We start from the raw sequence: 12639 nt of genomic DNA on the forward strand, positions 1-12639 counted from the left end.
AAAAGTACAATATTTTTAAATCAATCTTTTTCTCTGTAGGCAATTCGTCGAATTATTGGTAACTTAGTAGAAAAATTTAGAAGAAAAATGGCTTTTCATCCGAAAAGCAAAAATCATTATTACAGTCATTTATGGCAAGTTTAATACAGCTTCGACTTTACTGATGTTTTCAAAAAAACGAGGCATATGGTTAGTAGAATGGTCATCAGTAATAAATTTATTTATTTTGTTAAAAGAATCAGTGATTGCCGTTTGCACATCAGGAAGGCTAACCAAAGGAATGATTATTGCTCAATCTAAAGTAAATCACCGTTCTTTTTGTAAACTTTCGCAATGTAGATATTTCGGCCATGAAGAATTATCTTTTTATCTTGTCCCATCTAATACGTTGCTTCCATTCTTCTTAGGCAATTTAAACATAACTGATACAAATTAACACTATTTATCAATAAAACATTTTTTTAAGGATTCCGTCATCGATTGCACGGGATCTTTAGGACTTTTAATCACTCCTGAGTAGCAGCGCGAGCACAAACACCGCGCCGACGCCGGCGGTAATAATACCGATAGGCAGCTCTTGGGGCGCTAACAGACAGCGGCTGAGCAAATCGCCCGCCGACATCAGCACCGCGCCCAGCACTGCCACCAGGGGCAATAGACACCGGTGGCGCACGCCCGCCAGCGGCCTTGCCAGGTGGGGCACCATCAGGCCGATAAACCCGATGACGCCGGTCAGGGCGACAAACAGGGCCGTGGCGAACGCGCAGCATAGAAATACTTCGATGCGCAATACGGTGACGTTGATGCCCATCGACACCGCGCTTTGTTCCCCGGCCAGCAGGGCGTCCAGCGAGCGCCAGCGCAGGGCGGCCAGCGCGCCCAGCAGGCATAACCCCGCCAGCGCAAAACCGATATTGTCCCAGCGGGCCAGCCCCAGCCCGCCCAGGGACCAGAACAGGATGGAACTGGCCGCCCGCTGGTCGCCTGAGAACACCAGGAAGTTGGTGAGGGCGCCGAACAGGAACGAGACCGCCAGGCCGGAGAGCACCAGCCGCGCCGCGCCGCGCGACTTCTGCTGTAAAAACAACAAGATGACGGCCAACGCCGACACGATGCCGCCAACAAAGGCCGCCACCGGCAATGCCCAGTCTCCCAGCCGATCGCCCAGGCGGGTCATTACCGCCACCGCGCCGGCGGAGGCGCCGGAGGAGAGGCCGAACAAAAAGGGATCGGCCAGATCGTTGCGGGTGGTGGTTTGCAATAACGCGCCGACCATGGCGAGGCCGGCGCCGGTTAACATCGCCAGCAGGCTCCTGGGCAGGCGGATTTCCAGCACGATCCGCGACACCATCGGCTCGGCCCGTCCCGTTCCCGCTCCCAGCGCCGACAGTATTTCATCCGGCGTGAGCGAAGTACTACCAAACACCACGTTGGCCATGCCCATGATGACCAAGGTCAGCAATGCCGCCGTCATGATTAGCGCAAATCCGCGGCTCCGTTGCTTCATGAACGGCTATCCTTCATCAAATACTGTCTCTCATTAAATACTGTCTCGCATAAAACGCCATTTCTCACTGAAAACGGTCGGGATACAGCGCCCGGGCCAATTGGCTGATGGCTTCGATGTTGGCCGGTCCCGGCGTCAGCTGCGCATATTGCAACTTCAGGTAGCGGTGGTTCATCACCGCCGGGGTGTGCTTCATCAGGGGGTGGCGCTCGAGGAAGTCCCGCAGCGTCTGCGCGCCGCCGCCCGTTTGGTAATCCAGCAGAACGATCAGGTCCGGCTCGGCGGTGGCCACGCTTTCCCAGGAGGTGGTGCCCCAGTTGGTGTCCAGGGTATCCATCACATTACGTCCGCCCGCGGCCTCGATCAGCGCGGTAGGCATGGCATAACGACCGCTGGTAAACGGTTTATCCTCGCCGGAATCATACACGAACACCTTTAACGGCGGGCGCTGGCCGATAGTTTGCCGCAGCGCGGCGAGCTGCGCTTTCCAGCCGTCGACCAGCGTTTGCGCGCGCTCCGCCTGGCCAAAAATCTTGCCCAGGTTCAGTATATCGCCGTACAACAGATCCATCGTGGCTTTCTGTTTTTGCCGGCCGATATGCACGCAGCTTTCGGTCAACACCAGCGTCGGCACGCCGAAACGGGCCAGCGATTGCGGCGTCACCTCGCCGCCTACCTTCATACCATAATTCCAGCCGGCAAAAAAGAAGTCGGGATTGACCGCCAGCAGGTTTTCCAGGGTAGGGTATTTGGGCGCCAGCTCCGGAATGCCGCCCAGCTGGCGGGTGAATTCCGGCGTCGCCTTATACCAGCCGGTAATCCCCGTCACGCCGCGGATGTGCGGTTGCAATTCCAGGGCAAACGCCATTTCCGTCATATTCAAATCATGAATGACCGCACGCTGCGGGGCCTGCGTAAAGGTCAGCGGTTGTCCGCAGCTGGAGACCGTGACCGGGAAACCCGAGGCCTGCGCCGCCGCCGTCACCAGCAGGCTCAACGCGGCCGAAAGCAGAGACTTGTTCGGATACTTCTTCATACAGAGTTGTCCTCAGGTTAACCAGGCGGTTACGCGCGTAATGATGCTTCGAAAATTTTTAACGGCTGTCCGGTGGCGGGGTGCGCCACCGTAAAACTGCGCATGCCGAACACCGGTTCGATACAAGACGATACCAGCGCCCGTTCCGGCGTATCGCAGCACACCAGGCGTCCGTGCTGCAGCACCGCCACCCGCTCGGCAAAGGATTCAATCAGCGTAAGATCGTGCAGCACGGCGATGGTGGCGATGCCCCGTGCGCGCACCAGGCCGAGCAGCTGGGCCCGGGCCAGCGGATCGAGATGATTGGTCGGCTCATCAAGCAGCAGCACCCGGGGCGTTTGCGCGAACGCGCGCGCCAGTCCGGCCCGCTGAAGCTCCCCGCCCGACAGGGTGCCCAGCAGCCGGCGGCGCAGCGTGGGTAAACCGGTGTCTTCTATGGCCTGGTTAACGATCTCCTCATGTTGCCGCGCGCTAAAATCCGCATAGTGCGGCAATCGCCCCAGCCCGACGTATTCGGCCACCGTTAGCCGCAGGTCGGGCGTATCGTTTTGCGCCAGCAGCGCGATGCTGCGTGCGCGCGCCTGCCTGGACAAGCTGCCCAGCGGCCGACCATCGAGCAGGATCTGCCCGGACGCCAACCCGATTTCGCCGATAATGGCGCGCAGCAGCGTGGATTTGCCGCTGCCGTTGGGGCCGATCACCGCCAGGCAGTGATGATGGTTAAGCGTCAGGCTCACGCCCCGCAGCGCCGCCGGGCAGCCGTGGGCTCCGGCGGTAACGTCCTGCAGCTCAAGCAGCGGAGTGCCCAGGTTTAATTGTGATGTTATATCATTACTCATGGGCGTATTATGCATGAATATTTTTCTTCTGGTTAAAAAAATAACGCGACCCTGGCGACGTCGCGGGTTTTCAGCCCATCGGACCGGCATAGCGCCGGTTTATCCGGCGGCGTTGCCCGTCATCAGCCCGACCATCTCGCCTTCATCCAGCTGGTCGCGCGGCAAATCCGCCACGATACGGCCACGATACATAACCAGGCTCCGATCGACCAGCGTTTGCAGCTCGGCCAGATCCGTGGAGTAGATCAGGATTGCGCCGCCTTGGTCCGCGAACGCCTTAATGGCCTGGTAGATCACCTCTTTGGTACCCACGTCCACCCCGCGCGTGGGATCAAACAGCAGCAGCGTGCTGGCGCCGGTCAGCAGGGCGCGGGCAATCAAGGCTTTTTGCTGGTTTCCGCCGGAGAGCGCGCTGATTTTAAAGGATAAATACCGCTCGTCCAGTTCCACCTGCGGCGCCACGCGCCCGACCGCCTGGCGCTCCTGGTCCCGGCGGATAAGCCCCAGCCGGCTAAAACGGTGCAGCACGGATTGGGTGATATTGGCGCCGGCCGACAGGGTAGGAAAAATGCCTTCGCTTTTGCGATCCTCCGGCACAAAGGCAATGCCGCCGTATTTACGCAGCGCATCGCGTGGGCTGCGCAATATCACCTCGCGGTCGCGCAGCAGCATTTGTCCCGCACTGTGGCGCATTAGGCCCGCCAGGGTGCGGAACAGTTCCCTCTGTCCCTGGCCTTCCAGGCCCGCCACGCCGAGAATTTCCCCTCGCCGCAGTTCAAAAGAAATATCGCTGAAATTCTGCCCGCCCAAATCGTTGGCCGTAAGCGCCGCGCTCTGCGGGTGCGACGGCGCGGCGCGCCCGCGCGCGCGCTCGTGCGTCGCCCGGCGCCCCACCATCATCTCGAAAATATCGGCGTTGGTCACCTGTTTCAGATCCACCGTCGAGATGGTTTTACCGCTGCGCAGTACCATGGCATGGCTGGCGATTTCCCGGATTTCCGCCAGCCGGTGCGAAATATAGAGTACGGCGGTGCCCATGGCGGTGAGCCGGCGCACCAGGCGAAACAGCCAGTCTACGTCGGCCAGGGCGCCGGTGGGCTCGTCCAGCAGCAGCAGCCGGGGGCGATAGTGCATGGCGCGAACGATTTCCACCCGCTGGCGCGCGGCCAGGGAGAGCGTTTCAACGTTGGCATGCGGCGAAATATCCTGTACGTCGTGATCGGCCAAAATGGCTTCGGCGCGGCGCGCCATCAGTTTTGACGAAGTGAGAAAAAACCGTTGTTTCAGGGAGCTCGGCAGGAAAAAATTCTGGGCGACGCTGAGATTAGGCAACAGGCTGAGCTCTTGGAACGCGGTGCTGACGCCGATATGACGGGCCTGGAGCAGTGAACTCGGCGCATAGTCCCGTCCCTCCAGGCTCATGGTGCCGGTATTGGGCGTCACCACCCCCGAGAGGATTTTTACCAGCGTTGATTTCCCGGCGCCGTTTTCCCCCAGGATGGCCTGTACCTGCCCGGGTTCGATAGTCAATGAGACGCTCTCCAGCGCCACGGTGGCGCCATAGGATTTTGATACCGAGGACAGGCGCATGCCTTGCGCGCCTGCTGCCGGTTGAGTGAGGGATGGTTGCATGGATTGCGGTCTCCTGTCCCGATGGCGCGCGGCCACCGGTAAAATGGTATGAAGGTGCTGGCCAATCTTGCCGCCACCCGGGCGCAACACGCCGTGTTTACGCGAGGAGCCGGTGCGGACTCCCGTTGACACGCCGGGGTTACGCCCGGGACGTCTTAGGGCTTGACCGTGGGCTGGACCTTGGTCAGCTTGTACTGGTCCGGCGCCGCCTGGCAGCGTTCGCAGTTGATGCCGGGTTCATCCGCGGCCCTGATTATTTCCGCCGGCAAAGGCTGGATGGTCGTTCCCGGCGTGGGCACGCCCTTGAGCGCCGAATCCAGGGTGATTTCCGGCAGGAATTCCGGGTGATAGATCTCGGTTGAGAAACCCTCCGGCACCAGATTGGCCGCGAACACATTACAGCCGTCGGCAATGACGCCGCCCTGGCACAGTTTCATCTGGTCGGCGGTGACCCAGGGGAGCGGATATTCGATATTGGTCGGTTCCAGTTGGCGTTTACCGGTCAAGACCTCCATCATCAGCTTAAATGCGTAGCCGGCGGTGGCGGGTGGCGAGCCGGCGGAGACGCCGCTCAGGCCGCGCTTGCGGTAATCGGCATCCAGGAAACCAAGACGAAAGCCGTTCATGTTTTCCCCCATGATGGGCATCATCCGGCCTTTACGGTCGGCTACGGCGTTTAACACGCCGGCTTCGCCCAGCTCGGACCAGATGCCGTCCACATCCGGATGGGCCGCCAGGGCCTTGGCGGTTTCCCGTTGGCTGATGCGGTCGTCCCAATAGCCATAATATTCCGAGACCACCGAAATCCCCGGATACTGTTTGAATATATGCATGGCGCCGTCGAAATGGCGTTTATCCACCGAGGTGCCGGGCACGCCGCGATTCATAAATATTTTTCCTTTGCCGCCCAGTTCATTCACTAATTGCTGGGCCATGTTTTCCCCCGCGCCGGCTGAAATATAACTGATGTTGTAGGCGCATTTTTCCGTTACCGTGGAATCAAACATGAAAAATTTCACGCCCTGGCTGCAGCCGCGCCGGATCACCCGGTTCAAGGCGGTGGGCGATATCGGGAAACTGATGATTCCGTCCGCTTTGGCGGCAATCATACTTTCATAAGCCGATATCTGCGCCTGCGGATCGGTACCGGAAATCACCTCTTGCAAATCCACCATTTTGTCATAGGGCGGCGTTTTCGCCAGCGACTTGATAATATTCGCCGTCTCGCTCATCCAGTTATTTCCGCTATAACTCAGGCTCAGGAATATTTTATATTTTTTCGGTGCGTCTTCCGCCTGCGCCGCTGAAAAATAACCTGATAACCCCATTAAAATGACGGCTGCGGCCGCACATCTTTTAAGACGTGTTTGCATTAACATAGTCACTCCCGATCGATTTGTTAAGTTGATTTCACATGTTTGGCGTTAATTAACGTTTAAATAAAGCCCTGGTCTTTCCTGATAATAAAATAAGTGAATTCGCCGAGCCGGACTGGCATAACAGGGCGACGGTAATAATCGCCCCGGAGACAATCAGCCGCCAGCCCTGGCCGAGGCTGGTGGCGGCAATCACCGAGTCCACGGTGGTTAAAAACAGCGACCCGGCGATGGTGCCGATAAACGTGCCTTTGCCGCCCAGTATCGAGGAGCCGCCTACCACCACCGCGGCAATGGAGGGCAGCATGTAGGGGTCGCCCATGCGCAGGGTGGCGCCGTCGGAATAGCCGGTGAGCAGCGCGCCGCCCAGGGCCGCGCACAGCCCGCTCAGGGCATAGGCGGCAACGGTGGCCGCGCCGACCGGGATGCCGCCGACCTTGGCCGCGCCCGGGCTGCATCCCAGCGCGTACAGGTTGCGTCCAAACACCGTGCGCGTCTGGATCACGATCCCCAGCACGCTGAAAACCAGGGTGAACAGAACGATGCAGGGGATGCCGAATACGCTGCCCTTGACGATGTCAGCCAACAGCTGGGGCGACGCGCCGAGCGTGCTGCCGCCGGTGGCGCCGAGCGCCAGCGACGCGACGATGATGCCGGTGCCCATGGTCATGATAAACGGCGGGATGCGCAGCAGGGTGATTCCCAGACCGCTGAACGCGCCGATGGCCGCGGCGGACAGCAGGATCAACGGCAGCATATAGGCAATATTGTCGCCGCCGGCACCTATCATGCCCGCCGACATCACGCCGCCGTACATAAACAGCGAGGCCACTGACAGATCCATGCCGCCGGACAGAACCACCAGCCCCTGGCCGAACGCCACCACCAGCAGGAATGAGCCCAGGGTCACGATCATCAGCACCTGCGACCAGGACCCCAGGGACGGGCTTATCAGGCGGGAGGCCAGGATCATTATCACCGTCAGGCCCAGTAATAATACCGGCGCGACCGCCTCGGGACTCATCCGGCCGTTGGCGCGCCGGTCGATACGTCCGGCTTCCGGCGCCGCCAGGGAGATTTTGTTCATGAATGTGCTCCTGTGCGTGGCGAACGGTTAAGCACCTTCTCGCATACGATGGACAGCACCAGCAGTACGCCCTGGAAAAAGCCGATATAGAACGAGGAGACGCCAATGGCGAACAGCATTTTTTGCATTAACAGCAGCACCGCCGCGCCCACCATCGAGCCGAACGCGCCGCCGCGCCCGCCGCTGAGGCTGGTGCCGCCCAGCGCCACCGAGGCAAAGGAGAGCAGCAGAAACGGCAGGCCCGAGTTGGGATCGCCGGTGGCGGTTTGGGCGCTAAGCATAAATCCCGCCGCGCCGTAGAAACAGCCGGCCAGGATAAACGCCTGGCAGCGCTTCCACTTGACGGAGATGCCGGACAGCCCGGCGGCGGTTTCATCGGCGCCCACCGCATAAAAAGCGACGCCGGTGTCGGTACGTTTGATCAGCAGCCAGATCAGGGCAAAAAACGCCAGCACCAGGGCGGACACTGGCAGGATTTGCCACAGCATGCCCGTCAGGCCGTCGCTGATAAACTCCGATACCGAGCCGCCGGGCACCGGCAGCAGGAGCAGGGCGATACCCTGGCCGATAATCATGGTGCCAAGCGTCGCGGCGATGCTCTGGATGCCCCTATAGGCCACCAGATAGCCGTTGAGCAGGCCGATCAGCGCGCCGGCCCCCACGCAGAGCAGCAGGCTGAACAGCGCGCCGCCCGGCCCGTCGAACGGGGCAATGGCGGTGAGTACGTTGGCAATGGAAATGACGCCCACCAGGGATAAATCGAATCCCCTGGTCAGCACCACCAGCGTTTGCCCGGCGGCGGCCAGCGCCAGCGGGGCGGCGTTATTGATCAGGTCAGCGACGGCGTAGGCGCTGAACGCACCGGGCTCCGACCAGCCATACAGCAGATACATGATCATATACACCACCATCGCCAGCGCCGCGCCGCGCAGCGCCGGGAGTTGACCTTTTCCGGGCCGAGGGGAGCCCGGGGGCTTCCGGGGAAGACCCTGCGATACATCACTCATAGTCGAGCGTCCTGTGTGTGTTGGGGCCGGATGGTCAGCCGGGACGGCCGGCAGGAGCATCGTGCCCGCGCCAAGGTGTCCTCTGTGCCATCGTGTTTTCCATGCGGTTTACGCCGTTCCCTGGCGTTATGTCCTGGTCAGCCTGCTCCCGGGACCACCGTAATCGGCGTGGGGATCGGGCGGCCCCCATGCGCGTGGCTGTGATGGTGATGCGCCGCATGCGGGTCGGCGACCCGATCCAGGGCGGCGCACGGATCGATGATATGCGCTACGCGCTGCAGCGATACCGGCTGCCCGTGCGGCGTATGCAAGTAGGCCAGGTGCCACAATGCCTGGCGCGCGTCGACATCCTCGCCGGACAGCAGCGATTTGCCTTGCAGCAGCGTTTCCAGCGCGCCCAGCCACTGGCGATAATAGGCTTCCCCCGGGTTTTCGTCCGGCCGCTGCGGCTGTTCCCTGATGATGCGCGCAAACACCTCTACCCATTCGCTCCAGCGGTAGAGTCCGTTGCGCGACAGCTGCAGCGCGGTGGCGAAAGCTTCGGCCTGCCAGGGCTCGCCGAACGCCATTTCCGGCTCGTCCCCGGCCGTCGTGGCGGGGGAGGATGTGGTTATCGTCGTCATGCTGCGCTCCCCTCAGGTGGCCGGAATAATATAGTCATCCCAAAGATCGAGATAGACGGCGGAATGCCCCCCGGCCTCCTCGCCCCACAGTTCCCGCGCCTCGAAGCGCACGCTGTAGACGTGCTGCGGTTTTTCTCCCTTGCCGTGGGCAAAGGTATCGGGGAACACAAACGAGCCGTGGTGGCGCACCACCGTACCCGTCTTGCCGCGAACATAGCGCGGCAGGCGGGTATGGCCCAGGGGATGAATGTTTTTTGCCTGAACCCGATCGCCGGCGGCGAAACGGATCGGCAGATCGGTAGGACGCACATAGACCGGGTTGGTTGTCACCGCGGCGTAAACCTGCTCTTTTTCCAGGATCTTCATGATGCTTTCTCCTGCTGCGCTAACTGCCGTACCTTGTCTTCCAGTTCTTCCTGGGTAAATAAACCGTTTTCGATGCCCAACGTTTCCATCGCGTGATACCAGTGCACGTAGTAGGGCGTGCTGAGGTATTCAGCGGGATCCATCACCTCGATGGCGTGACGGAATTCGTCGATGGGACACAGGCCGCCGGCAAAATACAGGCCGATGGTGGAAAAGACCTGCTTTTCCCATTCGGCTTTGAAGACCGGTTCGCCGGGGTTGATCGCCACCGGGCCGAGGTTATGCATGCCGCCTACATCATGAATTGAATTCATCGTTCTCTCCTGTTCGTGCTTGGGTTATCAGGCCTGGCCTACGGGGGGCAGCACCGCGGTGCCGATCATCGAGTCGCGGCTGACCAGGGCGGCCAACTGGTCCTCGCTCATGCCTTCGCTGCCGGCCGGCCGCAGCGGCAGGATCATATAGCGGATCTCGGCGTTGCTGTCCCACACCCGGATTTCAACGCTATCCGGCAGCCGCACGTTAAACTCCTCCAGCACCGCGCGGGGCTCCATGACCGCCCGCGAGCGATACTGCGGCGCTTTGTACCACGTGGGCGGCAGGCCCAGGGTAGGCCAGGGATAGCAGGAGCACAGCGTGCACACCACCATGTTGTGGACCGTCGCGGTATTTTCGGCCACGAACATATGGGCGCCTTCCAGGCCGGTAAAACCCAGTTCGGCAATGGCCGCGGTGGCATCATCCAGCAGGCGTTGCTTATAGGACGGATCGCTCCAGGCTTTGGCTACCACCCTGGCGCCGTTCTTCGGACCGAAGCGATGTTCAAAGATATCGATGATTTCATCCACCGCTTCCGCCTTGAGGTAGCCTTTTTCAATCAATAAGGACTGAATGGCTTTAATCCGTAACGTTGGAATATTGGGTGGCGCGGTTGGCTCCAAAATATCGCTCATTGTCTTTCCTCTTGCTTTGTTTTGCGGCCCTTACGCCTGGTAACGCGCGTGGGCCGCGGGAAATACCGCGCAAAAAAAAAAGCCCCTGCAACTCTTGCGAGCTGCGGGGGCATCTTTGCCGGCGTTATGTTTACTCTACTACACTAACAATAATGAATATCAACGGGCCTGGACGGCGGAAAAATAACATTCACATGATAATCTTGTTAAGCAATATAGATGCCAATGTGTGACTTGTGTTTTTACTGTTATAAAACAGCCTATTGAATTTTACCTTTGTTACCGGTGCCTCCGCTCGTCCCGAGCTTATTACCTTCTTGTGCTGTTTAAGTGCAGTCCGGTCACCAACGTGGTGCGCGTTGTCTTAATCGGCCCCGGGCTGATGTATGCCGGGAGGGCCGCGTAATGCATCTATTGCATATGGCGCGTTTTCAACATGTGTAACCATTCCTGCTGGCGCGATAAAAAAACGATACAGAATTCCTCCACCGTTTGCTGTTGTTCCGTCGCCAGCCGCCGCAATAATTCATAGGATTGCTGCTCGCTGTAGTTGAATTCCTGGATCAATAATAGCTGCGCCGACAACAGGAAACGACGCGAACGAATGCGAATGTCCTGTTGCCTGAGCGCCGCCAGATGCGCCTGATGGCGTTCAAAATGATGCCGGGCCAGGATGATGGTGGATAAAATGCCGTCGGTCTTTACCGGCTTGCGCAGGCAGCCGTCCACTTCCTGATCGATGACCCAGGACAAGCGGGACGGGGTCTCCAGTCCCATCAGGGCAATTTTAGGCAAAGACGGCCAGGTGCCCTGGCTGATTTGTTTGATCAGGACGCTGTTGTCGGAATCAAAAATCACGCTGTCATAACGATCGCGGAATACGTCATCATGAAAATCCACAAAGCTGTGGCCCTGGACGCCGAGACGCAGAAACTGCAGCAGCAGGTTCTTTTCGTCACGAGGCGCACAGCCGAACAGCGCAATTTTCATCCCTCGCACCATCAGTCGTTTTTTAGCCTCTTGCACTTAACACCTCGCACGGCTCGCTATAACGAAAAATCGGACCAGGTTAACCAGGGGTCTGGGATTACCGGGCCGGGGGACTGCCAAAGGAGATGAAAGCGCCCATCCTCGCCGAGTCGCGCCAGGCGCGGCGTCAGGCTGGCATGGTTATTTTCCCGGTTGATGCGGGTGATGCCGTTCGGCGCCGACAGGCTTTCGGCGTACACCGCCTCCCGCACCGCCGACGTCTCGTCGCTGCCGCACCGATTAATTCCCTTGGCTAAAAAGTGTCCGCACATCCAGGCGGCCTCGGCGTCCACCGTGGTGGTGGCGTTTTCGCCGAAGCGGCTGCGGTAGCGCTGGATAAACCGCCGATTCTGCTCGTTGTCGATATTTTGGAAATACACGGCGGAAACCAGATATCCCTCCAGCGCGTCCGCGCCCACCATCGCCACCTCCGACTCGCACAGGGTCAGGCTAAGCCGCACGACAGATGACGAACGCAGGAATTCATGCTCTTGCTCCATGGTTTTCCAGACGCGGTAAAAACGGTATGCCGAAATGCCGACCAGCGTGACCATGACCACCGGCGGGCGGCGGCGGATGATATCCAGTATGACCTGTTCCACGCCGGTGTCGCCGAGCGCCAGGAACCGGCTTTGTACCAGGGTGCCGCCCCGGGCGTCCAGCGCGTCGCGGATAATGCGATCGATCTCTTCCGACCAGATATAGTTAGAGCCGACATGGTATATCTCGGCCGGATAGTGATTGATGACATAGTCGAGCATCGGCAGCACATGCTGGTTGGGCGCGGCGCCCAGGTACATGACGTTATTGCTGCTTTCAAAGCCCTCGTAGCGCGCGCTATGCCAGAGCAGGGCGTTGGCGCCCTCGACCAGCGGCAAAATCAGCTTGCGCGAGGCGGAGGTATAACAGCCGACGATATGTTTTACCCCGTGCTGGTACAGCAGGTCATGGCAATGGCGATAATAATTATCCAGGTTGCAGCCGGGATCGTAGATAACCGGCGCCAGGGTAAAGTTAAAACTTTTGCTGGCATTTACTTCCTCGATGGCCAGCATAATGCCGTTGAGCATTTCCCGCCCGATGCCGCCATAATGACCGGATACCGAATACAGCACGCCCACCGGAATGATGGCCTTGGAGCGGCTCCCGCCCGGGATCAGGCGGTTATCTGCTGAAAACATATT

The 12639-nt window shown here is 59.5% G+C and carries 13 protein-coding genes; all 13 read right to left on the minus strand.

What is annotated here, in order from left to right; translation table 11 throughout:
- Nucleotides 1-502: 502 nt before the first annotated feature.
- Nucleotides 503-1507 (minus strand): FecCD family ABC transporter permease, encoded by a 1005-nt coding sequence (locus ACL2XQ_RS10515; protein WP_413730083.1) that lies wholly within the window; start codon nucleotides 1505-1507, stop codon nucleotides 503-505.
- Nucleotides 1508-1571: 64 nt separating this feature from the next.
- Entirely contained in the window at nucleotides 1572-2543 is a 972-nt protein-coding gene (locus tag ACL2XQ_RS10520) for an ABC transporter substrate-binding protein (RefSeq protein WP_413730084.1), read from the minus strand.
- A 29-nt stretch (nucleotides 2544-2572) separates the two neighbouring features.
- Entirely contained in the window at nucleotides 2573-3382 is an 810-nt protein-coding gene (locus tag ACL2XQ_RS10525; RefSeq protein ID WP_413730085.1) for an ABC transporter ATP-binding protein, read from the minus strand.
- A gap of 99 nt (nucleotides 3383-3481) precedes the next feature.
- The gene (locus ACL2XQ_RS10530) at nucleotides 3482-5014 is read right to left on the minus strand and encodes a sugar ABC transporter ATP-binding protein (protein WP_413730086.1); all 1533 of its coding nucleotides are present in this window, start codon (nucleotides 5012-5014) and stop codon (nucleotides 3482-3484) included.
- 155 nt (nucleotides 5015-5169) lie between these two features.
- On the minus strand, nucleotides 5170-6393 hold the full coding sequence (locus ACL2XQ_RS10535; RefSeq protein ID WP_413732592.1) for a sugar ABC transporter substrate-binding protein: 1224 nt from the start codon (nucleotides 6391-6393) through the stop codon (nucleotides 5170-5172).
- A 49-nt stretch (nucleotides 6394-6442) separates the two neighbouring features.
- The gene (locus tag ACL2XQ_RS10540; RefSeq protein WP_413730088.1) at nucleotides 6443-7477 is read right to left on the minus strand and encodes an ABC transporter permease; all 1035 of its coding nucleotides are present in this window, start codon (nucleotides 7475-7477) and stop codon (nucleotides 6443-6445) included.
- The gene (locus ACL2XQ_RS10545; protein ID WP_413730089.1) at nucleotides 7474-8484 is read right to left on the minus strand and encodes an ABC transporter permease; all 1011 of its coding nucleotides are present in this window, start codon (nucleotides 8482-8484) and stop codon (nucleotides 7474-7476) included. Before ACL2XQ_RS10545 ends, ACL2XQ_RS10540 begins: the two co-directional genes overlap by 4 nt.
- Before the next feature lie 137 nt (nucleotides 8485-8621).
- The gene (locus tag ACL2XQ_RS10550; protein ID WP_413730090.1) at nucleotides 8622-9107 is read right to left on the minus strand and encodes a nitrile hydratase accessory protein; all 486 of its coding nucleotides are present in this window, start codon (nucleotides 9105-9107) and stop codon (nucleotides 8622-8624) included.
- A 12-nt stretch (nucleotides 9108-9119) separates the two neighbouring features.
- Complete coding sequence (locus tag ACL2XQ_RS10555; RefSeq protein ID WP_413730091.1) at nucleotides 9120-9473, minus strand: SH3-like domain-containing protein; 354 nt, start codon at nucleotides 9471-9473, stop codon at nucleotides 9120-9122.
- Complete coding sequence (locus tag ACL2XQ_RS10560; protein ID WP_413730092.1) at nucleotides 9470-9787, minus strand: hypothetical protein; 318 nt, start codon at nucleotides 9785-9787, stop codon at nucleotides 9470-9472. The genes ACL2XQ_RS10555 and ACL2XQ_RS10560 overlap by 4 nt, the downstream gene beginning before the upstream one ends.
- Nucleotides 9788-9814: 27 nt before the next feature.
- On the minus strand, nucleotides 9815-10426 hold the full coding sequence (gene nthA, locus ACL2XQ_RS10565; RefSeq protein ID WP_413730093.1) for a nitrile hydratase subunit alpha: 612 nt from the start codon (nucleotides 10424-10426) through the stop codon (nucleotides 9815-9817).
- Nucleotides 10427-10837: 411 nt separating this feature from the next.
- Nucleotides 10838-11416 (minus strand): ANTAR domain-containing response regulator, encoded by a 579-nt coding sequence (locus ACL2XQ_RS10570; RefSeq protein ID WP_413730094.1) that lies wholly within the window; start codon nucleotides 11414-11416, stop codon nucleotides 10838-10840.
- A gap of 56 nt (nucleotides 11417-11472) precedes the next feature.
- A complete protein-coding gene (locus ACL2XQ_RS10575) occupies nucleotides 11473-12636 on the minus strand; it encodes a transporter substrate-binding domain-containing protein (RefSeq protein ID WP_413730096.1) in 1164 nt (387 codons plus the stop codon).
- Between the last annotated feature and the right edge of the window lie 3 nt (nucleotides 12637-12639).

It is taken from the genome of Sodalis sp. RH14, assembly GCF_047324285.1.
Classification (GTDB): Bacteria; Pseudomonadota; Gammaproteobacteria; order Enterobacterales; family Enterobacteriaceae; genus Acerihabitans.

Excerpts from the sequence above, each read along its gene's own strand:
- ACL2XQ_RS10560 (WP_413730092.1), bottom strand. The coding sequence starts at position 9,787 with ATGAATTCAATTCATGATGTAGGCGGCATGCATAACCTCGGCCCGGTG.
- ACL2XQ_RS10535 (WP_413732592.1), bottom strand. The coding sequence starts at position 6,393 with ATGTTAATGCAAACACGTCTTAAAAGATGTGCGGCCGCAGCCGTCATT.
- ACL2XQ_RS10570 (WP_413730094.1), bottom strand. The coding sequence starts at position 11,416 with ATGAAAATTGCGCTGTTCGGCTGTGCGCCTCGTGACGAAAAGAACCTG.
- ACL2XQ_RS10520 (WP_413730084.1), bottom strand. The coding sequence starts at position 2,543 with ATGAAGAAGTATCCGAACAAGTCTCTGCTTTCGGCCGCGTTGAGCCTG.
- ACL2XQ_RS10540 (WP_413730088.1), bottom strand. The coding sequence starts at position 7,477 with ATGAACAAAATCTCCCTGGCGGCGCCGGAAGCCGGACGTATCGACCGG.
- ACL2XQ_RS10550 (WP_413730090.1), bottom strand. The coding sequence starts at position 9,107 with ATGACGACGATAACCACATCCTCCCCCGCCACGACGGCCGGGGACGAG.
- ACL2XQ_RS10530 (WP_413730086.1), bottom strand. The coding sequence starts at position 5,014 with ATGCAACCATCCCTCACTCAACCGGCAGCAGGCGCGCAAGGCATGCGC.
- ACL2XQ_RS10555 (WP_413730091.1), bottom strand. The coding sequence starts at position 9,473 with ATGAAGATCCTGGAAAAAGAGCAGGTTTACGCCGCGGTGACAACCAAC.
- nthA (WP_413730093.1), bottom strand. The coding sequence starts at position 10,426 with ATGAGCGATATTTTGGAGCCAACCGCGCCACCCAATATTCCAACGTTA.
- ACL2XQ_RS10575 (WP_413730096.1), bottom strand. The coding sequence starts at position 12,636 with ATGTTTTCAGCAGATAACCGCCTGATCCCGGGCGGGAGCCGCTCCAAG.
- ACL2XQ_RS10515 (WP_413730083.1), bottom strand. The coding sequence starts at position 1,507 with ATGAAGCAACGGAGCCGCGGATTTGCGCTAATCATGACGGCGGCATTG.
- ACL2XQ_RS10525 (WP_413730085.1), bottom strand. The coding sequence starts at position 3,382 with ATGAGTAATGATATAACATCACAATTAAACCTGGGCACTCCGCTGCTT.
- ACL2XQ_RS10545 (WP_413730089.1), bottom strand. The coding sequence starts at position 8,484 with ATGAGTGATGTATCGCAGGGTCTTCCCCGGAAGCCCCCGGGCTCCCCT.